22 protein-coding genes are annotated in these 22,060 nt (G+C 44.5%); 10 read left to right on the top strand and 12 right to left on the bottom strand.

The features are described from left to right. Positions 1 to 41 precede the first annotated feature (41 nt). Positions 42 to 1,346, top strand: a complete 1,305-nt coding sequence (locus tag ABD036_RS15050) for a tetratricopeptide repeat protein (protein WP_343861357.1) — start codon at positions 42 to 44, stop codon at positions 1,344 to 1,346. 126 nt (positions 1,347 to 1,472) lie between these two features. On the opposite strand, the gene argA is transcribed toward ABD036_RS15050, so the two are convergent. The 6 genes from argA to argC form a co-directional block, all read right to left on the bottom strand. Next, positions 1,473 to 2,786 (bottom strand): amino-acid N-acetyltransferase, encoded by a 1,314-nt coding sequence (gene argA, locus ABD036_RS15045; RefSeq protein WP_343861356.1) that lies wholly within the window; start codon positions 2,784 to 2,786, stop codon positions 1,473 to 1,475. A gap of 33 nt (positions 2,787 to 2,819) precedes the next feature. Beyond that, positions 2,820 to 4,190 carry an argininosuccinate lyase gene (gene argH, locus ABD036_RS15040; RefSeq protein WP_343861354.1) on the bottom strand — a complete coding sequence of 457 codons (1,371 nt, stop codon included), beginning with the start codon at positions 4,188 to 4,190 and terminating at the stop codon, positions 2,820 to 2,822. Continuing rightward, positions 4,190 to 5,443, bottom strand: coding sequence for an argininosuccinate synthase (locus ABD036_RS15035; protein ID WP_343861352.1), 1,254 nt, complete (start codon positions 5,441 to 5,443; stop codon positions 4,190 to 4,192). Before ABD036_RS15035 ends, argH begins: the two co-directional genes overlap by 1 nt. A 108-nt stretch (positions 5,444 to 5,551) precedes the next feature. Further along, the gene (locus tag ABD036_RS15030; protein WP_343861351.1) at positions 5,552 to 6,460 is read right to left on the bottom strand and encodes an ornithine carbamoyltransferase; all 909 of its coding nucleotides are present in this window, start codon (positions 6,458 to 6,460) and stop codon (positions 5,552 to 5,554) included. Continuing rightward, positions 6,457 to 7,260, bottom strand: coding sequence for an acetylglutamate kinase (argB, locus tag ABD036_RS15025; protein ID WP_343861349.1), 804 nt, complete (start codon positions 7,258 to 7,260; stop codon positions 6,457 to 6,459). Before argB ends, ABD036_RS15030 begins: the two co-directional genes overlap by 4 nt. Then, entirely contained in the window at positions 7,257 to 8,285 is a 1,029-nt protein-coding gene (gene argC, locus ABD036_RS15020; RefSeq protein ID WP_343861347.1) for an N-acetyl-gamma-glutamyl-phosphate reductase, read from the bottom strand. The genes argB and argC overlap by 4 nt, the downstream gene beginning before the upstream one ends. A 344-nt stretch (positions 8,286 to 8,629) precedes the next feature. Here argC and argE point away from each other — a divergent pair, with 344 nt between their 5' ends. Continuing rightward, positions 8,630 to 9,787 (top strand): acetylornithine deacetylase, encoded by a 1,158-nt coding sequence (argE, locus tag ABD036_RS15015; protein ID WP_343861345.1) that lies wholly within the window; start codon positions 8,630 to 8,632, stop codon positions 9,785 to 9,787. Positions 9,788 to 9,827: 40 nt separating this feature from the next. Beyond that, positions 9,828 to 10,247 carry a methylglyoxal synthase gene (locus ABD036_RS15010; protein ID WP_343861343.1) on the top strand — a complete coding sequence of 140 codons (420 nt, stop codon included), beginning with the start codon at positions 9,828 to 9,830 and terminating at the stop codon, positions 10,245 to 10,247. Between the two features lie 67 nt (positions 10,248 to 10,314). Here the strand turns inward: ABD036_RS15010 and ABD036_RS15005 are convergent, their stop codons facing one another. After that, complete coding sequence (locus ABD036_RS15005; protein WP_343861341.1) at positions 10,315 to 11,112, bottom strand: Spy/CpxP family protein refolding chaperone; 798 nt, start codon at positions 11,110 to 11,112, stop codon at positions 10,315 to 10,317. A gap of 169 nt (positions 11,113 to 11,281) precedes the next feature. Here ABD036_RS15005 and ABD036_RS15000 point away from each other — a divergent pair, with 169 nt between their 5' ends. Genes ABD036_RS15000 through ABD036_RS14990 form a run of 3 tightly spaced genes read left to right on the top strand, consistent with a single transcriptional unit; the run spans position 11,282 to position 14,370 of the window. Continuing rightward, a complete protein-coding gene (locus tag ABD036_RS15000; RefSeq protein WP_343861339.1) occupies positions 11,282 to 11,986 on the top strand; it encodes a response regulator in 705 nt (234 codons plus the stop codon). Next, on the top strand, positions 11,974 to 13,371 hold the full coding sequence (locus ABD036_RS14995; RefSeq protein WP_343861337.1) for an ATP-binding protein: 1,398 nt from the start codon (positions 11,974 to 11,976) through the stop codon (positions 13,369 to 13,371). Before ABD036_RS15000 ends, ABD036_RS14995 begins: the two co-directional genes overlap by 13 nt. Positions 13,372 to 13,383: 12 nt before the next feature. Beyond that, complete coding sequence (locus tag ABD036_RS14990) at positions 13,384 to 14,370, top strand: alpha/beta fold hydrolase (RefSeq protein ID WP_343861335.1); 987 nt, start codon at positions 13,384 to 13,386, stop codon at positions 14,368 to 14,370. 166 nt (positions 14,371 to 14,536) lie between these two features. Here ABD036_RS14990 and ABD036_RS14985 read toward each other — a convergent pair whose 3' ends face one another. Continuing rightward, positions 14,537 to 14,959, bottom strand: coding sequence for a BLUF domain-containing protein (locus ABD036_RS14985; protein WP_343861334.1), 423 nt, complete (start codon positions 14,957 to 14,959; stop codon positions 14,537 to 14,539). A 106-nt stretch (positions 14,960 to 15,065) separates the two neighbouring features. On the opposite strand from ABD036_RS14985, the gene trmL reads away from it, so the two are divergent. Then, positions 15,066 to 15,530 (top strand): tRNA (uridine(34)/cytosine(34)/5-carboxymethylaminomethyluridine(34)-2'-O)-methyltransferase TrmL, encoded by a 465-nt coding sequence (gene trmL, locus ABD036_RS14980; RefSeq protein ID WP_343861332.1) that lies wholly within the window; start codon positions 15,066 to 15,068, stop codon positions 15,528 to 15,530. A gap of 74 nt (positions 15,531 to 15,604) precedes the next feature. On the opposite strand, the gene gpsA is transcribed toward trmL, so the two are convergent. The 4 genes from gpsA to ABD036_RS14960 are packed head-to-tail and all read right to left on the bottom strand — an operon-like array spanning position 15,605 to position 17,858. After that, positions 15,605 to 16,618: an NAD(P)H-dependent glycerol-3-phosphate dehydrogenase gene (gpsA, locus tag ABD036_RS14975; protein WP_343861330.1), complete on the bottom strand. Its 1,014-nt coding sequence runs from the start codon at positions 16,616 to 16,618 to the stop codon at positions 15,605 to 15,607. A 7-nt stretch (positions 16,619 to 16,625) separates the two neighbouring features. Then, positions 16,626 to 17,126 carry a protein-export chaperone SecB gene (gene secB, locus ABD036_RS14970; protein WP_343861328.1) on the bottom strand — a complete coding sequence of 167 codons (501 nt, stop codon included), beginning with the start codon at positions 17,124 to 17,126 and terminating at the stop codon, positions 16,626 to 16,628. A 29-nt stretch (positions 17,127 to 17,155) separates the two neighbouring features. Then, on the bottom strand, positions 17,156 to 17,413 hold the full coding sequence (gene grxC, locus ABD036_RS14965) for a glutaredoxin 3 (RefSeq protein WP_343861326.1): 258 nt from the start codon (positions 17,411 to 17,413) through the stop codon (positions 17,156 to 17,158). 19 nt (positions 17,414 to 17,432) lie between these two features. Beyond that, positions 17,433 to 17,858: a rhodanese-like domain-containing protein gene (locus ABD036_RS14960; RefSeq protein ID WP_343861324.1), complete on the bottom strand. Its 426-nt coding sequence runs from the start codon at positions 17,856 to 17,858 to the stop codon at positions 17,433 to 17,435. A 449-nt stretch (positions 17,859 to 18,307) separates the two neighbouring features. On the opposite strand from ABD036_RS14960, the gene gpmM reads away from it, so the two are divergent. The 3 genes from gpmM to ABD036_RS14945 all read left to right on the top strand — a co-directional run bounded on the left by gpmM (position 18,308) and on the right by ABD036_RS14945 (position 22,044). Then, entirely contained in the window at positions 18,308 to 19,840 is a 1,533-nt protein-coding gene (gpmM, locus tag ABD036_RS14955; RefSeq protein ID WP_343861322.1) for a 2,3-bisphosphoglycerate-independent phosphoglycerate mutase, read from the top strand. Positions 19,841 to 19,881: 41 nt separating this feature from the next. Continuing rightward, a complete protein-coding gene (locus tag ABD036_RS14950; RefSeq protein WP_343861320.1) occupies positions 19,882 to 21,009 on the top strand; it encodes a murein hydrolase activator EnvC family protein in 1,128 nt (375 codons plus the stop codon). A 243-nt stretch (positions 21,010 to 21,252) separates the two neighbouring features. Next, positions 21,253 to 22,044, top strand: a complete 792-nt coding sequence (locus tag ABD036_RS14945) for a divergent polysaccharide deacetylase family protein (protein WP_343861318.1) — start codon at positions 21,253 to 21,255, stop codon at positions 22,042 to 22,044. Positions 22,045 to 22,060: the final 16 nt, after the last annotated feature.

Raw genomic sequence — 22,060 nt, 5'->3', positions numbered from 1 at the left:
CAGTGAGGCGCAATTTTGTAAACATACAAGGAAACGTGTCGATGAATAGAATTCGGGTACTTGGTGTAATCTTGGCTTGGTGCATGTGTATCCCAGCTTACGCTGGCGTTGTCGGTGAAAAATCCTTCGACCTGATCTTTGACCCTAATCATGCAGATACTAAAACTATTGAGTTAGTTATTGAAGGACTAGAAGCATTAAACCAACACAAATATCGCCAAGCAAAAACGCATTTTCGTCAGGCTGCTGAACTGAATGAACAAGATCCTATTCCGATGCTGGGGCTGGCAAAAGTTGCCATGTTGGAACAACAGCAAGGCATGGCCAAACGATACCTTAACCAAGCGTTAACGATTGCCCCCCAATCTCCTGAAGTGCATGCGTCATTAGGGCGATTCTATGCGTTGCAGAGCAATTATGAAGAAGCACAACGTCACCTTTCCAAGGCTGTAGATCTGCATGCAAACTCACATAGTGTATTTAGTGATCTCGGATTTCTTTATTTAAATCACCTTAGGGAGCCAGAAAAAGCCAGGAAAACCTTTACAGACGCACTTGCAGTGGCATCTGAAAATCCTCAATTGCATTATGGGTTAGCACTGTCATATGCAAACTTAGCTCGCTTTGCAGAAGCTGAAGCTGAATTATTAATTGTCACTCAATTATTGCCCAATGACGCCACCGCCTATCAAACGTTGGGGCGACTCTATGCTCAACAACACAAATTCACTGCATCGTTAGCTACAATTGAGCGCGCTATCGAATTGAACGATGCTTTCGTGCCACTCAAAATGGACAGAGCTGATGTGCTAGCCGCAAGTGGCAAGCTCGACCATGCGATTGACCAATACAAAAAGATCGTCAAATTGACACCAGATAGCGCATTGCCATTAGTCCGCTTGGGTGCATTGTATGAAGCAAAGCAACAACAATATGATGCAATTCAAGCTTATCAAAAAGCCATTGCCTTAGATCCGAATCAAGCAATTGCTTACAATGCGCTTGCTTGGCTTTACGTTGATGATCCGATCAATCGTGCACAAGCTATTCGTCTGTCAAAAAAAGCCGTCGCCTTATCTCATGGGGAACCGGCATTTATAGATACTCTGGCTTGGTTGCATCGAGCTGATGGAAATTTAGTTGAAGCCGAACGCCTTTTAAACACGGCAATTGCCAAACAGCAAACACCCGCCGCTATTCTCTATTACCATTTGGGCTTAGTGCAGCATGAGTTACGTAATACTCACTCCGCGATAGCGTCATTAAACAAGGCTGTTGAGATAGACAGAAATTTTGAATACGCAAACAATGCGCAAGAATTGCTGCGATCAATGCGCAATCAATGACATTTTTGAGTGAATATGATTAGGCTACTCCATTAAGACTAGCCTGATCTCTGGGGAAATTGCGTCGGGCCACAATAATACGCTATTGGCAGCCATTTTGAGTCGTCCAAAACTGCCCAATAATCTTTACCTCAATTCCAGCCGAAATACTTTTGAATTTCGCTGAAAGTTATATAGCTCTTTTTTAGATTGAGGCAATGCACTGAGTTCTGCTTGTATGAAACCCTGCTCTTGAAACCAATGTGCGGTCACAGTGGTTAATACAAAGATGGAGTCCAAACCCTGTTCCATGGCGCTTTGTTTGATGGCTTCCATTAGGCGCTCACCACGATTTTTACCGCGGTAATCAGGATGGGTAGCGACACAAGCAAGCTCACCGGTTTTATCGTCTGGATAGGGATAGAAAGCCGCACAGGCCACAACCATTCCGTCGCGCTCAATCAGGGTGAATTGTTCAATCTCTGCTTCTAATAACTCTCTGGAACGTTTAACCAAAATGCCTTTTTCTTCTAAAGGATTGATTAACTGCAAAATCCCGCCAACATCTTCAATATTAGCTTGTCTAAGTTGTTCGTAGTGTTTCTTGGAAATAAGTGATCCCGAGCCATCGCGGGTAAATAGTTCTTGTAATAAGGCTCCATCTCGTTGGTAGCTAACACAATGGCAACGGGGAATGTCTGCTTCTAGCGTTTGGCTGATTGCAGTTAGCACTGGGTGTTGAGCGTTAAGGGCATCATTGAGCAACAGATCAGCTAGTTGCGTCGAGTCGATATTCCGTTTTAATCGTCCATCTTGGTCAATAATGCCGTCATTTTCGGTGAAAATGATCAGTTTATCGGCTTTTAGTCCTATTGCTGCTTGGGTGGCAACGTCTTCATGGGAGAGGTTAAACACCTCACCCGTGGGTGAGTAACCCATAGGTGAAAGCAACACAATAGAGCCATCTTGCAGGTGACCGTTAATGCCTGTCACATCAATTCGCCGCACTAAGCCTGTGTGTTCATAATCAATGCCATCGCGCACCCCCATTGGCATTGCCATCACCATATTTCCTGAGCAGACACGGATTTGTGAACCATGCATAGGTGAGTTTGCCAAGCCCATAGTTAATAGCGCTTCAATTTGCGAGCGCACTGAACCGGCTGCATCTTTGACCGACTCCAATGTCTGTTTGTCGGTTAAGCGGATATTATTGGCGAAGCGTTTCTCGACGCCTCTTAGCTCAATACGTTGATCTATCTGAGGGCGGGCGCCATGGACTAAAACCAACTTCACGCCAAGACTATTGAGCAAAGCAATGTCGTTAATAATATTGGCAAAGTTTTCATTTTCGATGGCTTCGCCGCCAAACATCAAAACAAAGGTTTTTCCTCTGTGCGCATTGATATATGGCGCAGAGCTGCGAAACAATTTAACGCTATCACTATCCGACATCATCATAAGCGGTGCTCTTTAATTCCTTGATCGGTGTAGCTAGATTTCTTTGAGCGCGGCATCGAGTGCGTCAAATACTGGTTTCGCTCCGGTACCACCTAAAATACTGCGCTTATCCACTAGGTATTCAAGTTCCAGTACGGCATAAACGTCATTATCTATTTTCGCACTGAAGGTCTGTAATTCGGCCAGCGTGAGCTCTTCTATGGCCTTATTTTGCTCAATAGCGCAAAGCACAATCTGACCGGATATATCATGGGCGGTTCGAAACGGAATACCTTTGGAAACTAGGTAATCAGCCATTTCAGTGGCATTGGCGTAACCTTGTTTAGCCGCTTGGGCACAGCGTTGCGCATCAAGTTCAATGGTGTCTACCACTTCGGCGGCAATACATAAGCATATGTGCCACTGATTGACCGCATCAAACGCGCCTTCTTTGTCTTCTTGCATGTCTTTGTTGTATGCCAGTGGCAGGCCTTTCATAGTCACAAATAAGCCCTGCAAAGCGCCAAAAATACGACCACATTTACCGCGTAAAAGCTCTAATGCGTCAGGATTTTTCTTTTGCGGCATGAGTGAGGAGCCAGAGGTAACGGCATCGCCGAGGCTGATAAAACCAGCCTCCCCAGAATTGAAGAAAATCAAGTCTTCGGCCATACGTGACAAATGCATCATGCTGGTACTAGCGCAAAACAGTAATTCGAGAACGTAATCTCGATCCGAAACGGCGTCTAGGCTGTTTAAACAGGGAGAAGCAAAGCCCAATTCATCGGCTATTTTTTGGCGATCTATGTCATATACGGTACCTGCCAGAGCACCACAGCCTAACGGGCTTTGGTCCATGCGCACCAGTAAATCATCGACCCGACTGATGTCACGTTTGATCATCTCGACGTAGGCTAAACACCAATGGGGATAACGTACAGGTTGTGCCCGTTGCAAATGGGTATAGCCAGGCAAAATAACTTGCCGATGCTTATCGGCACTTTGTACCAATGATTTCTTAACACCTAACAGATCTTGCTTGAGGCTTTGTAAGTGTTCTTTGCACCAGAGACGAAAATCAGTGGCGACTTGATCATTGCGACTGCGTCCGGTGTGTAATTTGCGACCTAAATCTCCCAACTTATCAATAAGCGCAGCTTCAATAAAACTGTGGATGTCTTCCTCACTGCTATTATCGAAATCCAGTTCGCCAGACTCTGCTTTTTCAAGCAACTCATTTAAGGCAAATTCTAGTAATTGTTGCTCATTTGCCCCCATCACACCGGCTTTTGCTATAGCGCGAGACCACACAATCGAGCCACGAATATCTTGGCTGGCAAGCACTTTATCAAAGGGCAGGGAGTCATTGACCTGCCGAAACATGTTGCTGCTACCTTGTTGAAAACGTCCTCCCCACAAACCCATTAGCGTCTTTCTCCATTGTTTTTCTTTTCGCCATCCAGCGCAATCGGGTTTTCATTAAGTGCTTTGATGCGGCTAGATAAACTGAATAAACGAATGAAACCTTCGGCATGTTTTTGGTCGTAAACATCATCTTCACCAAAGGTAGCAAAGGCTTCAGAGTACAAACTATTTGGTGAGCGGCGTTGAACAACTGTCGCTTTACCTTTGTACAATTTCACTACGATGTCGCCTGTTACCAGCTTGGCAAAGCTTGCCGCGCCTGCTAGTAAGGAGTCTGACAATGCAGTAAACCAACGTCCATCATACATCACATGCGAAAATTCTAACCCAAGCTGTTCGCGATGTTTAAACGCTGACTTATCCAGTACTAGACATTCAAGTGCTTTATAGGCGGCCATGATCACCGTACCTCCAGGGGTTTCATAACAGCCCCGCGATTTCATACCTACTAAACGGTTTTCAACAATATCGATCCGACCTACGCCGTGGGCGGCGGCTATCTCATTGAGCTTAACTAACGCATTGTAAGGCGATAAATGCTCTTTGTTGACGGCGACTAGTCTACCCTGATCGAAGCTAAGTTGGACGCGTTCGGGTGTATTGGGCGCATCTTCTGGGTCAACTGTCATGGTCCATATTTGCTTGCTGGGTTCACACCATGGATCTTCTAATTCGCCACCTTCGTGGGAAATGTGCCATGCATTTGCGTCTCGACTGTAGATCTTAGTCGCGGATGCGCTGGTTTTAATATTTCGTTTGGCCAGATAGTCGAGCAGATCTTCCCGAGACACCATATCCCATTCACGCCACGGTGCTATCACCTGTAGGTCCGGTGCCAACGCTGCAAATGCGCTTTCAAATCGTACTTGATCATTGCCTTTTCCCGTACATCCATGACAGAGCGCATCAGCACCGACCTTGCGGGCAATTTCAACCTGCGCCTTGGCGATTACCGGTCGTGCCATTGATGTACCGAGTAAATAGTCATCTTCGTATACTGCGCCAGTGGTTATGGTGGGAAAGATGTAGTCAGAGACAAACTCTTCTTTTAAGTCGACGATGTAACACTCGCTCGCCCCCGTTTTAATCGCCTTGTCATGCAAACCTTGTAACTCTTCGTCTCCTTGGCCAACATCTGCTGCAAAGGCCACCACTTCACAATCGTAGTTTTCTTTAAGCCAAGGAATAATGGCTGAGGTATCCAAGCCACCGGAGTAGGCTAGTACCACTTTTTTCACTGTTGGTTTAGACATGCTATTTCCTAATTCTGCTGTTAACTTTTATGTTAGTTAAATATTAATATAAATCTTTTGCGACACAACGCACTCAGTTTAAAACTCAATTGTTATGTGAACACTTACTTACGCCATTAGGCTGGCTAGTATGGCGTTTTGTGCGTGCATTCTGTTTTCAGCTTGTTGCATCAGTAACGATTTATCACTGTCAATCAAGGCGCCACTTATTTCAAGATCGCGATGTGCCGGCTGACAATGCATCACATACTTTGCCCCGCTTAATTGCAGCAAGTTTTCATCCACTTTGTAAGGATCAAAAACCTGCTTTATCTTGGCCAGTGGCGTGTCATCCCCCATTGAAATCCACGTATCTGTGTAGAGCACATTTGCGCCCTTCGATGCGCTTATGTCATGACTTTGGGTAATAGTCGCACCACTTTTTTTGGCGAGCTGGCACGCAACGTCAAATAGCGCTTGGTCTACTTCGTATCCCTCTGGTGTAATACTGATCACGTTGACCCCCAGAATTGCGCCAACAATCAGCAACGAATGCGTCACATTGTTGCCGTCACCTACATAAGCTAATGTCAGATTATTAAGGCTACCGTAGGTTTCACGCAAGGTTAAATAGTCCGCGGCTGCCTGGCAGGGATGATACTTATCACAGAGAGCGTTGATCACTGGCACTTTCGAAGCCTGACTAAATTGCTGTAGGGTTTCATGGGAATAAACCCGAGCGATAATCGCATCGGCCCAGCAGGCTAAATTTGCCGCTGTGTCTTTGGCGTCTTCTCGTCCGGCGAGTTTGCCCGCTTGGCTATCCAAATACACCATATGACCGCCCAATTTATGAATGCCAATATCAAAACTAACTCGTGTTCTTAGCGACGGCTTTTCAAACAGCGCGACCACCGATTTGCCTTTTAGCAAGGTATCGTAGTCAGCGGGCTTAGACTTAATCTTGATCGCTAATGCGAGCAATTCATTAAGTTGCTCGCCAGACCAATCTTTAAATGTAAGCAAGTCCTGTTTCATAGTGCTTTCCTTTCTTCTTTTGATAATGGTTTATCTGGCATTATGGTGGTCCCAGCAAATGCTCTTTGTTTGTCAGCCAATGAACCTAACAATTGAGAATTTCGCCAGCTAGCAATGTGAACCGGTTGACCTATTGCATTGGCCGCATCAAGAGCCGCTATGACTTTTACACTCATGCCGTCTTTAATGGTACCTGCATCTATCAAGTCACTAATGTGTTGATGGGTAAGCTGCGGAATAAGCGCCTTACTATCATCTAATACGCCGGCAACATCGGATAACAGCACCAACGGAGACCCAAGCAGTTTGGCGATCACCACGGCAGCTTGATCGGCATTTACATTGAGAAGCTCGCCGTCTTTATCGGCTCCAATAGAGCTAATGATGGGGAGATAATCTGCGCTTAATAAGGTGCTTAATAAGCGTTTATCGGTACAACTTACCGAGCCAACGTTGCCTAATTGTGGACTGACTTTGGTTGCCTGAGTCATGTTGCCATCAAACAAGCTAAGGCCCACAGGATTAAGTTTGGCCTGCTGTGCCAAAGCGCACAACTGCTTATTAACAGTGCCTGCGAGCGCGCCGACCACATACTGGATTTGTGATTTGGGGGTGACACGCAGTCCGTCTATTTTTTCACTTGGTAACTTTAAATCATTAAACAGTCGCTCGACCGCATTGCCACCGCCATGCACTAAAACTATCTGTTGCTGGCTAGCTCTTATAGCCTCAAAAAAGGCCGAGGCAATGGCCGTATCGTCGAGAAAGGCCCCCCCCACTTTGACAACCAACACATTCATGATTCAGTTCCAGCAATCAGTCCTAGGGCTGAATTATAGCCGAAAGTTAAATTGGCACATTGGATTGCTTGCGATGCTGCGCCTTTAAGTAAGTTATCAATGGCGCTACCAATAACTAAGTAACCGGATTGCGCATCCAGTTTCCAATGTAGATCACAAAATGGGGTTTTGACCACATCGTCTAATTTAGGAAAATGCGGAAGCAAGCGGATCATGGGGTGTTCGGCATAGGCTTGTTGAAACGCGCTGTCGACCTGTTGTGGCGTTACCCCAGCGTGTACTTTAACGGTGATGGTTGCCAATATTCCGCGTTTAAAATTACCCAAATGTGGGGTGAATATAACGTCAGTCCCTAAGTAGGCCGCTATTTCTGGCTGATGTCGATGACCTAAAACGCCATAGGCTTGTAGGCTGACTTCACAAAAGCTGCTGGTGAGTGAGGCTTTGCGACCTGCACCACTGACGCCTGACACCGCGTTGATGACAGGGCGCATTGAGGGATCCAACAATTGGTTTTCCATCAGTGGTTTGAGCGCGGTTAACGACGCGGTAGGGTAACAGCCTGGCACAGCAATGATTTTGGCCTGCTGAATTTGTTCGCCATACCATTCCGCTAGGCCATATTGTGCACTGTGCAACTGTGAAAGATGACGGTGTTCAAATCCGTAATATTGTGAAAAAACCTGTGTATCTTTAAGCCGAAATGCACCAGATAGATCAAATACTTTGGCATTGCCAGTTGTCAATATTGGCATCCAATCGTGACTGGCCTCATGGGGAGTGGCTAAGAATATCGCATCCATGTGTTGGCTTAGGTGAGCTAATTTACTGTTCGTTAATGCCTGAAGTTGACCCTTTACCTGACCATTCAGGTATGGATGCACTTGGCTGACACATTTATTGGCGTCTTCACTGTGTTGTGACACACATAATTCAGCGATAGAAAATTTAGCATGACTGGCTAGCAGTCTGACAAGCTCGGCTCCAGTATATCCACTTGCACCCAATACACACGCTTTTAACATGACTCATTATCCAGATTGATGATTAAAAATAGGGGAACAAAAAAATCGCTCCTCACCTTTAAAGACTAGTTGAAATTAAAGGTGAGGAGCGTGCTACGCGATTAAAAATTTATCTTCGTCGAAATGACGTATAGACGTAGCTAGGCTGGGAGGAAATCGTTGTCATGATTGTCATTAATTCTCTTTTCTATTGTCGTCCAGCAGTGCATGCTGAGATACAATTTAGGTTAATTTGTTTAATGGCCTATGTTGAATTATGTTTCAGCATAGAACCCGATAGACCAAGCATGCCACTAATGATATAAATATGCAATAATTGTGAATAAATATATTTTAAGGTTTTTATGCGAAATTATGCTTTCTTAGAAGCTTATGAAAAAATCATCTCCATACCGACTATCAGTGCCTTGGATGAATCCATGGATATGTCCAATGAACCTCTCATCGGCTGGTTAGGCAACGCTTTTGCGGATCTTGGTTTTAGCATTTCTATTCATAAGGTTCCCCATGCCAGAAATAAGTACAATCTTCTTGCGCAAATTGGCAGTGGCGAGGGCGGCCTGCTGTTAGCAGGTCATTCAGATACCGTACCTTTTGACGAGGGGCGCTGGCAAAGCGATCCTTTTACACTCAAGCAAAAAGACCATCGCCTGTATGGTTTGGGCACCTGTGATATGAAAGGGTTTTTCGCTTTCGTGCTAGAGGCAATAAAAACCGTGCCTTTGGCGAAGCTGCATAAACCCCTCTATATTCTAGCTACTGCCGATGAAGAAACTTCTATGGCAGGAGCACGCTTTTTTGCGCAACAACAATTGATCAAACCTGACATGGCCATCATTGGTGAACCAACCGAACTTCGTCCTATTGGTAAGCACAAAGGACACATGGGCCAAAGTTTACAAATAACCGGTAAAGCAGGGCATTCCAGCGATCCAGACAAGGGCGTTAATGCGATTGAAATCATGTATGCCGCCATTGAGCGCTTGTTAGCCCTGCGAGATCATTTGGCTAAACAGTATCGGGATGATAGTTTCAGTGTCCCGCAAGCAACGCTGAACCTTGGACATATTCACGGTGGCGATGGGGAAAATCGAATATGCGGACATTGCAAACTCAATTTTGATGTACGCTGTGTCCCCGGGTTAACTGACGACGATGCAATAAAGTTGATTGATGAAGCGCTGGCACCGCTGAAACTGCAATATCCACAGCGGATTGATGTGCAATTGATGTACCCCACGTCTCCAGCGTTTTCTTGTCAAAACCAACATGCGATTATTGAACTGGCTGAATCCTTAACCGGATTCGCTGTGCAAAATGCTAACTACGCCACAGAGGCGCCATTTATTAATCAATTGGGATGCGATACCTTGGTACTTGGACCGGGCAGTATTAATCAGGCCCATCAGCCTGATGAATTTATTTCGTTGGATTATGTTGAGCCTACAGTCACATTACTGCGAAATATGATCAAGCATGTATGCTTTGAGACAGCTAAGTAAGGCTTTTGGTGAGAACATTGATCTTATATAAGGAAAATTGATGGCTAATTTTGTAAAAAAGACAATCGCCTTGGTTGCCCATGATCATATGAAGAAAGACTTGGTAGAATGGAGTCGCGATCATATTGAGCAACTTAAGCAGCATGACCTAGTCGCGACAGGCACTACAGGTGCATTGATCGCCGATACACTTAATTTGTCGGTGCATCGATTTAAAAGTGGTCCCTTAGGCGGGGATCAACAGATAGGTGCATTAATCGCTGAGAAAAAACTCGACTGTTTAATTTTCTTTTGGGACCCTCTAAATCCCGCACCACACGATCCAGACGTAAAAGCATTACTACGTCTTTGTTCAGTATGGAATTTACCTGTTGCCTGTAATCGTGCCACTGCAGACTTAATTATTACCTCACCGCATTTTAGTAGTGACGAATACCATAGGTTTGTCCCTGATTATTAAGATAACCTGAATTCAGGTTATCTTAGATAAACACTAAAAGACCCGCATTTAGCAGGTCTTTTAATATTTACAGTTGTTGATGATGCTGGCGATTTCTATCGCGCTTTTTATCCTGTTTATGCTTGCGCTTGTTCTCCATTTTTAACATTTTAGCTTGCTGTTGTTGATCAAGCGTATTCCATATTTGATGGCGAGCATGGGCAACTGATACCGCAAGCTCCATTTGGTTTTGTTGCATCTGTTGATAGGATGCTAACCAAGACGTTTGATCGAACTCATCGTTTTTAATCAGTTGCGCTTGTTGTTGTCTAAATTGGCTTAAGTTTGCTTTAGATAGTTGACGTTGGCTTCTTTGCGCTTCGATTAACGCTGAAATTTGACTGTGTTGCTCGTCGCTTAGGTTGAGACGAGCAAATCGTTTCATCGGATCACGAGCACGTTTATCTTGCTTTTGTTGTCGCTGTTCAAGTACTAATGTATCAAACTGTTGTTGTTGATCTGCTGAAAGCGTATTCCATATCGTGTGCTTGTTATTCGCTCGCGATAACGCTAACTGAGCATCAATATGTTGTTTTTGTTGAATAATCGTCGTGGCTCGTTGCTGATCCCACTGGTCTGCGCGTATGACCTCGTCCATTTGCTGTTTAAGTGATTTAAGATCTATTTTAAAAACTTGCCGGTCTTGCTTAGATTGCTGCATCAATGCACGTAGATCTTGGCGCTGTTGTTGATCTAAATCTAGCTGTTGCAGCATGGCCCGAATTGGCTGCTCGTGACGAGAGTGGGCGGATGCACCGGCCGCACTAAAAAGTGCAGTGGCCGAGACGAAAAATACAATGTTTCTGATACTATTTCTATTTTGCATAATATTAGCCTGTGAATTTGATGAATTAAATCTACGTAATCTGAGTTCAGGATAAGTATAAAGAGGTCAATGCAAAGAAGTGTCTGGCAAGTGTAAAGCTTGTGTAAAGTTAACTGTATTACTAGTCGGGCCATTTAAACTGGTGCAAACCGCTAGAAAAAGAGAATCTATGCAAACCAAATCCATACTCATTATTGACGATGACATCGAACTCACGAAGCTGCTTGTGGAGTACCTCACGCCACAAGGCTATGACATTGATGTTGCCTGTGATGGCGAACAGGGATTAAAAAAAGCGACCAGCGCAGTGCATTATGATTTGATCCTGCTTGATGTGATGCTGCCTATTTTCGATGGCTTTGAAGTATTAAAACGATTACGTACCAGCCATTTAACTCCAGTGCTAATGCTGACTGCCAAAGGAGATGATTTTGATCGTATATTTGGCTTAGAGTTGGGAGCCGATGACTATCTGCCCAAACCATTCAACCATCGAGAACTATCTGCACGGATTAAAGCCATTGTAAGAAGAATGGATTATCTTCCAACGGCTTCATCTCAGCAGATGCTGCACATTGATGATGTGCAATTAACGCCATCAACACAAACGGTGCAATGCAATGGCCACACGGTCGAGCTCACTGCTACGGAATTTCTGATTTTACAAATGCTCATGATTAACCAAGGTCAGATCGTCAGTAAACGCGATATCAGCGAAAAGGTATTAGGCCGCAAACTGGTGGCTTTTGATCGCAGTATCGATATGCACTTGAGTAATATTCGCCGCAAATTAATGCAGCACAGTGATAAAGAAAAAATTAAAACGGTTCGAGGCACAGGCTATTTGTTTGTGACAAGTCAATGCGCTGGTTAACTAAACTCAATCCCATCAACAGTTTGTTTGGCAAAATATTCTTATGGTTTTGGGGGGCCGCCATTTTGTTGGTGTTCGCAGGTGCTTGGATTGCCAAATTAACTAATGACAGTTATTCAGTGCGTCCTTTAGAGGCAAAAGCTGAACAGCGACTTGATAGTATTGCTAAACGCATAGAGCTGGTGGCACAACGTCGGCCCGACGCTGATCTTTCACTATTACTTGGCCGCGCTGGTCAACGCAATAAACAAGCGTTAATGTTGATAAATCCTCGTACTCAAGAATTCATTTACGGCTTTCCTCGTGGACTGGGTCCCTTAAAAGATCCTTTTATTGAACTCATCGCACAACAGCAAGCATTCCGTATTCGTACCGCAGGGGGCATGTTTGATGGCCCTAAGGCGCTGGAGATTGATGGGCAATTATTTTATTTGTTTGCCGGAAAACCGTTTAGCCAAGGGGCTCTGAAACGATTTTTGCGCACCAACCCGATGTTATTGGCCAGTAGTGTGCTTGTGATCAGTGGTATGTTGTGCGCCTTATTAACTTGGTCACTGGTGAAGCCTATTCGTGCGCTACAAAAAAGTACGCGTCAGGTGTCTACAGGGAACCTATCTCAGCGGGTTGAATTTGCCGATACTCGCGGTGATGAATTGGGTGCATTGGGTCGCGATTTCAATGCCATGACCCAACAATTGGAAGTCTTGCTGAGCAGTCAAAAACGTTTAGTCGCCGACATTTCTCATGAGTTACGTTCACCATTGGCACGTTTACAGTTGGCCATCGGCATAGCGCAAAGCCACCCTCAGCCTTTGCCTGAATCCATTCAAAAGCAGCTTGCAAGAATCGAAAAAGAAGCTCAGCAAATTGACTTTATGATTGAACAAGTGCTGAAATTATCAAGATTAGAAGCGAATGCATCGATAGAGGCAAAGCAGCGAGTTGCATTAAGTGAGCTGCTCAGTGAGACCATTGATGATGCATTATTTGAAGCACAAAATCTCGGCGTTGAGATGGAAGTCGCTACAATCCCAGATATCAATGTGGATTGCTTCCCTAATGTGTTAGTCAGTGCGGTACACAATGTGCTGAGTAATGCGATCAAATATTGTGAGACTAAAGTTGAAGTGTCTTTTACGTTAGATGCAGATACACTAACGTTGCTGGTCTGCGATGATGGTCAGGGCGTACCGGAACAAGATTTACACAGTATGTTCGCACCTTTTTATCGCTTATCCGTTTCAAGAAGCCGTGATTCTGGTGGTGTTGGGCTTGGCTTGGCTATCGTCAAACAGGCCATGAAGTTACATAGGGGTAAAGTGTTTGCGACCAATCGAAAAACATCCGGGCTTGCAGTGAGTTTAGTCATTCCTATGCGTGAATAAGAGTAATCTATTGTGTTAGCAGTGAACGAGCAAAAATCGACAGATCAAACCTGTGATGATGACCTCTTAGCCTTGCGTTATGAGCAACATATTGTGCCCTTTTGGAAAAATAACGTCGCCAATGGTTATTTCAGTGGTAAAGGGAATGTGCAAATCGCTTATGCTTATGCAATACACCCCAACCCGATTGGCAGTATCGCTATATCGTCTGGTCGAATTGAAACCTTACTGAAGTATAAAGAATTGGTGTTTAACCTGTTTCATGCCGGCTACAGTGTGTTTATTCACGACCATCGAGGCCAAGGGTTATCAGGTCGCCTGACACCCAATTCGCATCAGGGATACGTTGACAACTTTAACGACTATGTCACCGATTTCAAATTGTTTTTTGATAAAGTGATTACACCCAATAGCCAGCACCAGCCGATATTACTCAGTCATTCTATGGGAGCAGCCATTGCCAGTTTGTATTTGCTTGCGCATCCGGATGATTTTGCTAAATGTATTATGTCTGCACCTATGTTTGGTATTCGACCGGCGTTACCTAATTGGTTAGCGCGCATCATCACTTGGATGTTGCTTGTTGCAAACAAAGTGACAGGATCTTTACCTTGGTATTTTTTAGGACAGGGGAATTACCTCGCCAAACCCTTTGAAACTAATGAATTGACAAGTAGTGAAGCTCGGTATCGACTTTTTCGAAGCGAATATACACAACACCCAGAGTGTCAATTGGGCGGCGTAACCACCAAATGGCTAGCAGCAGCACTTGCCGCAATGCGAACTATTGATAAACATGCGCATACTATTACAACCCCGATTCTGCTGCTTCAGGCGCAAAATGATACTGTCGTGAACAATCACCGACAAAACAAAGTAGCCGCCAAACTGCCAAATTGCAAAATGGTCTATCTGGCAAAGGCCAAACATGAATTGTTCATGGAGCAGGATGAAATAAGGGATAAATGTCTACGAGAAATTTTAGCGTTTCTTAGCTAGTTATGTAACCTGAACTGAACGATAAAAAATACCCCTCAATAACGCCCTTTTTACGCTTATCTGCATTAAGTTTTCTAGCAATTAGCCAGATTGGTCGACACATCTTAGCCAGAGTTCGGGTTATTTGGTGCTGATTATGCGTTTATTTGACACTATTTTGGGTGACTTAGTGGCCCTGCATATTTTTGAAGTGTTCTAGTAATACTCTTGAATAACGCTGCTTATCTTGACTATTTGCCTTGTGCGGTTCGTTTAGATAATTCGAAAACCCGTCTACATCTGCCAATATTTCGGGACTTACTGGTTTGAAGCCCATTTGCCAGTCTGGAAAACTACGTTTTTCAATTGTATCTAGCCATAACATCACGACGTCAGTATGGCGCGGATCGGTTTTAATTTTTTCATACAGTGCAATGACGGCTTCTCTTTCGCCTTCTATTACCTGAATAAACATGTCTATGCCGTTGTACAGGAGTAAACCAGTAATACCTTTTTGCAGGTTGTTTGCTCTTGCCTTCTTTAATAAGTCGGTCAACTCTTGTTCGTTAAAATCCTGAGTTGTCTGACTTAGATACACTAACTCCTGCATATTTCGACCTTTTCAACATCGATATTATTTTTAGTATAAACATTTTGGCAGCTTAGAGAAGTTTTTTGCTAAACTATCCGCCTTATTTTATGACCTGCAAATACCGATGTTAGATATTGTTTTGTACCAACCCGAAATACCGCCCAACACTGGCAACATAATTCGACTGTGTGCCAACACCGGTTACGATTTGCATTTGATCGAGCCATTAGGCTTTGATTGGGATGACAAAAAAGTGCGCCGAGCAGGCTTAGATTATCATGAGTTTGCGCAAGTTAAGCGGCACGCTAATTTACAAGCTTACATAGACAGCCAGCAGCCGAAACGGATCTTTGCCTGCACCACAAAGGGCAAATCCAATTTTACCGACGCACACTTTATGGCTGGTGATGCATTATTGTTTGGCCCCGAAACACGTGGCTTGCCTGACGATATTATCGAAAGTTTACCGCCAGAGCAGCGTTTACGTATTCCCATGCTACCTAACAGTCGCAGTATGAATTTATCAAACGCAGTGGCCGTTTTCGTATATGAATCTTGGCGACAGTTGGATTTTAACGGCGCAGTGTAGCAATGCTTAGCTCAGATGATGGGTATAAAAGGTAAGCTCACGTCGTGAGCTTAACCTTATGTCTCTTGCGCGCGTTAGTTTTCCGCTGTTGGTTGGCGTCCAAGTAGACTAAGCGCTGCTTCCCTGGCGGGCTTACCTTTGTATAACACTTGGTAAATTTGCTCAGAAATCGGCATTTCAACCCCCAGTTTGTCGGCAAGTACTTTGACTTCTTCGGTGTTACGGTAGCCTTCAACTACCTGACCAATACTTTCTATCGCCTCCTCAACGCCCATGCCTTTACCCAAAGCCAATCCAAAGCGTCGGTTACGAGACTGGTTATCGGTGCAAGTCAGCACAAGGTCACCTAAACCGGCCATCCCCATAAAGGTCTCTTGTTTGGCGCCAAGTTGCAGCCCCAGTCGAGTAAGCTCAGCTAATCCTCGGGTGATTAACGCCGTTCTGGCATTGGCGCCAAAACCGAGTCCATCGGCCAGACCCGCCCCTATAGCGATCACATTTTTCACTGCACCGCCTAACTGAACACCAATAAAATCAGGGTTCATATATACGCGGAAGCTCTTTGAACAATGCAGTTTAGCAGTGAATTCTTTCGCTAACGCTGGATCCGTCGCCGAAAACGAAATTGCGGTAGGCAATCCTGCTACCATTTCTTTTGCAAACGTGGGACCGGATAACACTGCCATTGGAATATCATTGCCTAAATGTTCAATCGCTACTTCTTGTAACAATCTGCCAGTATGCGGCTCCAGACCTTTAGTTGCCCAGATTAAACGATGTTCGCGAGTCAGCAGTGGTTTAATTGCAATCAGGGTTTGCGCAAACGCGTGGCTTGGTACTACTACTAGAATATCTTGGCTTTTGCCAATTGCCGCTTTCAAATCGGCTTCTAATATCAAGGCTTCTGGGAAAGTCGCATCGGGCAAATATTTAGCATTACAGCGGCTAATTGCCATATCACTGATTCGCTGAGGATCGCGTCCCCACAAATAGGTGGTAACCCCGTTACGGGCCAAGCAAAAGGCAAGAGCGGTGCCGTAAGACCCCGCTCCTAAAACTGTGACACTAGAACGATCCAGTTCAGCCATTTTCTAATTACGCGTCAAGCTTAGGCGCTTGTCCTTGCTGATTTTGTGCAACTTTTTGCATATATGCATTGAACACTGCATCAAAATTAACAGGCGCAAGGTTTAGTGGCGGGAAAGTACCACGATTAACCAAATTTGAAATGGTTTCGCGTGCATAAGGGAACAAGGTATTCGGACAAAAAGAACCCAAAGTATGCGCTTTATTCGCTTCTGGCATTTCACCTACTAAGAAAATACCGGCTTGTTGTACTTCACACAAGAATGCCGTTTCTTCACCCAAAGTCGCAGTAACGGTAACTGATAGCACCACTTCATATAGGTTAGGTTCTAGTTCCGTGGTCTTAGTATCAAGATCTAGCTTAACTTCAGGCGTCCATTCTTTCTTAAACACAGCTGGAGAGTTCGGTGTTTCGAAAGAGATATCTTTAGTATAGATACGTTGAATTGCGAATTGTGGGCCTTGTTGAGAAGCTTGACCTTCTGCATTTGCTTGATTTTCATCTGCCATGTTGAATATTATCCTATTGGTTTAGCGCGCTATGCGCTTAAAAGTGTGTCTAATTTCTTTTGTGATTCAAGTGCGAACATGTCATCGCACCCGCCGATGTGTAGATCATTAATAAAAATCTGTGGAACTGTGTAGCCACCATTTGCGCGATCTATCATGGTGTCTCTTAATTCTGGCTGCTGGTCAATGGGGTATTCCTCATATGACACGCCTTTTTGCTCAAGTAAGGCTTTCGCTCTATGGCAATAAGGACAGTAACCTTTTGTGTAAATCTCTACTTTGTTCATATTGGTACTCTACTGCTGATTATTTTGCTACAGGTAAGTTTGCGCTTTGCCAGGAACTCATCCCACCTTTAAGCACAGAAACATTAGCAAAACCGTCTTTGAGTAACGCCGAAGCGGTTTTCTTGGCTGACATTCCCATTGCGCAGACTACAATAATGGGTTTATCTTTGTGTTTTTCAAGTGAGGTAAACTCAGCCTTGGTGATTTGCTCAGGTTTGAGTTGTTTAGCCCCTAAAATATGACCTTTCTTGAATTCCGCTGCGGGTCTGATATCCAGCACATAGGCATCTTCTTTATTCATCAATAACGTTGCTTCGTGGGTACCCACTTCTTTAACCGCAGACAAGCTGCTCGCGATAAAGGTATACAAAATTGCAATAACTAGTGCAACCCATATGCCTGCTAGTACTCCATTGTTGCTAGCAAACTCGATAATTTGATCCATTACTTCTTGGCCCCTTGGCGTACAAAAAAGAGTGCAAAGTATATAGAAAATCGAAGCAGAAACCAGTCCCTTAGGGAGCAGAATGTCTAATTGAACGCTAAGCTAAGGGTAACTTTGTTTAAGATGTGGCGATGTGGTGCAAATTTCCGTTGTCTTTCATCCATATAGAGTGTCACTGGCGTATTTTAAAAAGGCAACCAATTCAGATAGTCGCATAATCAAGGGCGCAATCTAATTCAAATATTTTCGAAAAACTGACGGTTTTTACATCAATTTATTCACCATCCCCACAACGAATGCGCTGACAAAGGGTGACTTTGTGCTAATAAACCCATAAGTGTGGTGTTTGAGGGTGCTTAACTGCGTAAATCAGCTAGAAGTGATGTTAAGCACAGGATAGACTACTGGCTTCTGTACCGATTGAATTTACAGCACACTGGGAGTGAATAATGACTGAAGCGAAAAAGACACTGGCACTACTTATTCTAGATGGTTGGGGACACAGCGAAGAGACGCAAAATAACGCCATTGCTAATGCTAATACGCCAGTGCTAGACAAGCTCACTCAAGCATACCCAAATACGCTTATCTCTGGTTCAGGGTTAGACGTTGGGCTTCCGCCTGGACAAATGGGAAACTCTGAAGTGGGTCACGTTAATTTAGGTGCGGGAAGGGTGGTATATCAAGATTTCACTCGCATCAGTAAAGCGATTGAAGATGGCCAGTTTGAGTCAAACCAAGTGCTTTCTACGGCGGTGAAAAAGGCCGTTGATAACGATAAAGCAGTTCACATTATGGGCTTGTTGTCTCCCGGTGGCGTGCATAGCCACGAAGATCATATAGTGGCGATGATCAAAATGGCTGCTAATCAAGGGGCCAAACAAATTTATCTGCATTGTTTTTTAGATGGCCGTGATACTGCGCCCAAAAGTGCTCAAGCATCATTGCAAAAAGTTGAACAGGTTTTCAGCGACATCGGCGTTGGCAAAATTGCGTCTTTAATTGGTCGCTATTATGCAATGGACAGAGATGAGCGTTGGGAACGAGTACAAACTGCCTATGAACTCATTTCGCAAGGTAAGGGTGAATATCAAGCTCAAAGCGCCGAGGCTGGTTTACAGGAATCTTATCAGCGTGGTGAAAATGATGAATTCGTCAAAGCCACGGTGATTGGTGATCCAGTCACATTACAAGATGGTGACAGTCTCATTTTCATGAACTTCAGAGCGGATCGCGCTCGTGAGATCACCCGAGCATTCGTTGAGCCCGATTTCGCTGGCTTTCAACGTGAACATCAGGCATCTCTGAGTGAATTTGTGATGTTAACGCAATATGCTGATTCCATTGACGCACCTTCAGCCTATCCACCAGAGCCATTAATAAATGTAATGGGTGATTGGTTAGCACAACATGGCAAGACTCAGTTGCGTATATCCGAGACCGAAAAGTATGCTCACGTTACCTTCTTTTACAGTGGTGGCAGAGAAGACGAATATGAAGGGGAGCAGCGCATCCTGATCCCAAGCCCCAAAGTGGCGACCTATGATTTACAGCCAGAAATGAATTCCAAGGAGCTTACCGATAAGCTAGTTGAAGCCATCGAATCAGGAAAGTTTGATGCCATTATTTGTAACTATCCTAATGGTGATATGGTTGGCCATACCGGTGTGTACGAAGCCGCGGTTAAAGCTGTTGAAGCCGTCGATGCCTGTATTGGTCGCGTTATTGAAGCCTTGGCTAAAGTGGGAGGGGAGTGTTTGATCACGGCCGACCACGGCAATGCTGAAAAAATGGTCAATCTGGAAACTGGCCAAGCACATACTGCACACACCAGTGAATTAGTGCCGTTTATCTATTTTGGACGAGATGCCACGGTTCGCCAAGGAGGCACATTAAGTGACGTGGCACCCACCATGTTGCATCTAATGGGAATGCAGCAGCCCAAAGAAATGACAGGCACACCCATTGTTACACTCAAGTAAATGGCACTGTGGGCTTCACAAACCCATGGTTTTATAAACTGATGAGTCTGCTTCGTTTTGTCGTCCTTGCGCTTGGCGTTATCGTGCCTCTTTGGTGCGCTAACGCTGATGCCCAGCAAACCGCTGAGCTAGAAGATATTCAGGCGCAAATCAAACAAAAACAGGCTCAGATAGAAAAGCAGTTGCAACAAGCAAAAGAGCTGCAACAACAACTAAAATCTGCAGAATTAAGCATCTCCAACACCGCCAAAAAATTGGATAAAACCCAAAAAGAATTGGCCAGCAATCATGCTCAACAAGCGACCTTAAAACAACAGCAAACGCAATTGCAGGTTAAAGTTGATCAGCAAAAACAAGCGCTTGCTAGCCAGATCCGCAGTATGTACATGGCGGGTGATTCCGATTTCGCCAAAATGTTATTCAACCTTGAAGATGCGGTGAAATTAGAGAGAACCATCAGTTATTATCAATATTTATCCGCGGCCAGAAAACAGCAAATTGACAATTTCACTGCGCTGGTGGCTGAGCTAAGCGCAGTTCAAGCTAGCTTGGAGACTAAACAACAAGAATTGTTGGTTTTAGAAAACGAGCAGCATCAACAGCAACAACAGTTGCTGCAACAACAGCAAATGCGTGAAATCACGCTGGCTAAAATTGAATCCAAAATTGACTCTGAGGCAGCCCAAATAGAGCAACTGCAAATTAACGAACAAGCCTTACTAAAAGCCATTGAAGATGCTCAACGAGAATCGCAACAAGGTCCTGTTACGCTCAGTGGTTTGGCCAAGCTCAAAGGCCAACTGAATAATCCTACCCAGGGACGAATGCGCAATATGTTTGGTCGAACCCGCCAAGGACAAATCAAATGGAAAGGTATTTTATTCAGTGGAAATACCGGTGCTCCGGTAAGGGCTGTGCACGACGGTAAAGTACTTTACGCTGATTGGCTCAGAGGGTTTGGATTAGTCACTGTATTGGATCATGGTGATGGGTACATGAGTTTGTACGGTCACAATCAAGCACTACTCAAGCAAGTAGGCGATAGTGTGCAAAGTGGCGAGACAATCGCTTTGGTGGGGCAAAGTGGCGGTCAAAGCTCCCCCAACCTGTATTTTGAAATACGCCATAAAGGGACGCCTGTGAACCCTAGCCAGTGGTTAAAGCGCTAACAATAGTAAGCCATAACGCACCATTTTGTAGTGCTGAAAATGGGATGTTTTATCGGCAGTCAGCATGTTTAGCATGAAAGGTATAAGCAATATACTCAAGGTGTTGAATCCGCTATCGAAATGCCGTGAAGATTGGTTATACTAGGCAAAGTAAGCTAGATTGTATGCCCTTGTTATTCTAATGATAGCGGGTTGAATTTTCATGATTATGTGTAAATAACAACAATAAGAAGCTCAAATATCGTGACAGTCAGTTCTATTAAATATCTAGTCAACAAAGCCTTTGTGCTGCTATTCACAGTCTTAAGCCTGTGTGTACATAGCGCCGAAATAGCGCTTATTATTGACGATATGGGAAATACTTCACGAGACGCTGCCGCTTTTGAATTACCGACGCAAGTGGCTTTTTCTATTCTGCCAATGACGCATCTTTCTAAACGCTATTCCCGTCAAGCCGCCCTGCAACAACGTGAAGTAATGCTGCATATTCCGATGGAGTCCTTAGCGGGCAACCAATTGGGACCGGGTGCGATTACCTCTGATATGTCGCCTCAATCTATCCGACTGACACTGCTCGAAGCTTTAGCCAGTGTGCCAGATGCCATTGGCGTAAATAATCACATGGGCAGTAAGTTAACCCAGTTAAGCGTGCCCATGGAAGTGACCATGCAGTTCTTGATTGAGCACAATTTATTCTTTGTAGATAGTCGTACTACTCGATTTAGTAAAGCCCAGCGTATCGCTCAAGATAGCGGTGTGATGAGCTTAAAGCGTAATGTATTTCTTGATCATGATGCCACCCCGGAACAGATTGACGCACAGTTTCAACGCTTACTTCGACTCGCCAAAAAATACGGTTATGCAGTGGGAATTGCCCATCCTTATCCGCAAACGGTTAAGTACCTTCGGCAAGCGTTGCATAACATTGAAGAGCAAGGCGTACAGCTTGCAACTGTCAGTGAGTTGGTGGAATTACAACAACTGACTCTGAACCAAAACATGAGTCAAAATACCGGTGCGATTGCACTGGATTAATCTAACTTAAAAAGGA

The sequence above is a fragment of the Aliiglaciecola litoralis genome (genome assembly GCF_039523355.1).
Taxonomy (GTDB): Bacteria; Pseudomonadota; Gammaproteobacteria; order Enterobacterales; family Alteromonadaceae; genus Aliiglaciecola; species Aliiglaciecola litoralis.
The sequence above is the reverse complement of the archived record's forward strand: the minus strand, read 5'-3'. Positions and strand labels throughout refer to the sequence as shown.

What these genes read in the sequence shown, in the direction of transcription:
- ABD036_RS14960 (WP_343861324.1), bottom strand. Translation starts at nt 17,858, where the DNA reads ATGGATCAAATTATCGAGTTTGCTAGCAACAATGGAGTACTAGCAGGC.
- ABD036_RS15000 (WP_343861339.1), top strand. Translation starts at nt 11,282, where the DNA reads ATGCAAACCAAATCCATACTCATTATTGACGATGACATCGAACTCACG.
- ABD036_RS14985 (WP_343861334.1), bottom strand. Translation starts at nt 14,959, where the DNA reads ATGCAGGAGTTAGTGTATCTAAGTCAGACAACTCAGGATTTTAACGAA.
- ABD036_RS14995 (WP_343861337.1), top strand. Translation starts at nt 11,974, where the DNA reads ATGCGCTGGTTAACTAAACTCAATCCCATCAACAGTTTGTTTGGCAAA.
- argA (WP_343861356.1), bottom strand. Translation starts at nt 2,786, where the DNA reads ATGATGATGTCGGATAGTGATAGCGTTAAATTGTTTCGCAGCTCTGCG.
- argC (WP_343861347.1), bottom strand. Translation starts at nt 8,285, where the DNA reads ATGTTAAAAGCGTGTGTATTGGGTGCAAGTGGATATACTGGAGCCGAG.
- argE (WP_343861345.1), top strand. Translation starts at nt 8,630, where the DNA reads ATGCGAAATTATGCTTTCTTAGAAGCTTATGAAAAAATCATCTCCATA.
- trmL (WP_343861332.1), top strand. Translation starts at nt 15,066, where the DNA reads ATGTTAGATATTGTTTTGTACCAACCCGAAATACCGCCCAACACTGGC.
- ABD036_RS15035 (WP_343861352.1), bottom strand. Translation starts at nt 5,443, where the DNA reads ATGTCTAAACCAACAGTGAAAAAAGTGGTACTAGCCTACTCCGGTGGC.
- ABD036_RS15030 (WP_343861351.1), bottom strand. Translation starts at nt 6,460, where the DNA reads ATGAAACAGGACTTGCTTACATTTAAAGATTGGTCTGGCGAGCAACTT.
- argH (WP_343861354.1), bottom strand. Translation starts at nt 4,190, where the DNA reads ATGGGTTTGTGGGGAGGACGTTTTCAACAAGGTAGCAGCAACATGTTT.
- argB (WP_343861349.1), bottom strand. Translation starts at nt 7,260, where the DNA reads ATGAATGTGTTGGTTGTCAAAGTGGGGGGGGCCTTTCTCGACGATACG.
- secB (WP_343861328.1), bottom strand. Translation starts at nt 17,126, where the DNA reads ATGGCAGATGAAAATCAAGCAAATGCAGAAGGTCAAGCTTCTCAACAA.
- ABD036_RS15010 (WP_343861343.1), top strand. Translation starts at nt 9,828, where the DNA reads ATGGCTAATTTTGTAAAAAAGACAATCGCCTTGGTTGCCCATGATCAT.
- gpsA (WP_343861330.1), bottom strand. Translation starts at nt 16,618, where the DNA reads ATGGCTGAACTGGATCGTTCTAGTGTCACAGTTTTAGGAGCGGGGTCT.
- gpmM (WP_343861322.1), top strand. Translation starts at nt 18,308, where the DNA reads ATGACTGAAGCGAAAAAGACACTGGCACTACTTATTCTAGATGGTTGG.
- ABD036_RS14950 (WP_343861320.1), top strand. Translation starts at nt 19,882, where the DNA reads ATGAGTCTGCTTCGTTTTGTCGTCCTTGCGCTTGGCGTTATCGTGCCT.
- ABD036_RS15050 (WP_343861357.1), top strand. Translation starts at nt 42, where the DNA reads ATGAATAGAATTCGGGTACTTGGTGTAATCTTGGCTTGGTGCATGTGT.
- grxC (WP_343861326.1), bottom strand. Translation starts at nt 17,413, where the DNA reads ATGAACAAAGTAGAGATTTACACAAAAGGTTACTGTCCTTATTGCCAT.
- ABD036_RS15005 (WP_343861341.1), bottom strand. Translation starts at nt 11,112, where the DNA reads ATGCAAAATAGAAATAGTATCAGAAACATTGTATTTTTCGTCTCGGCC.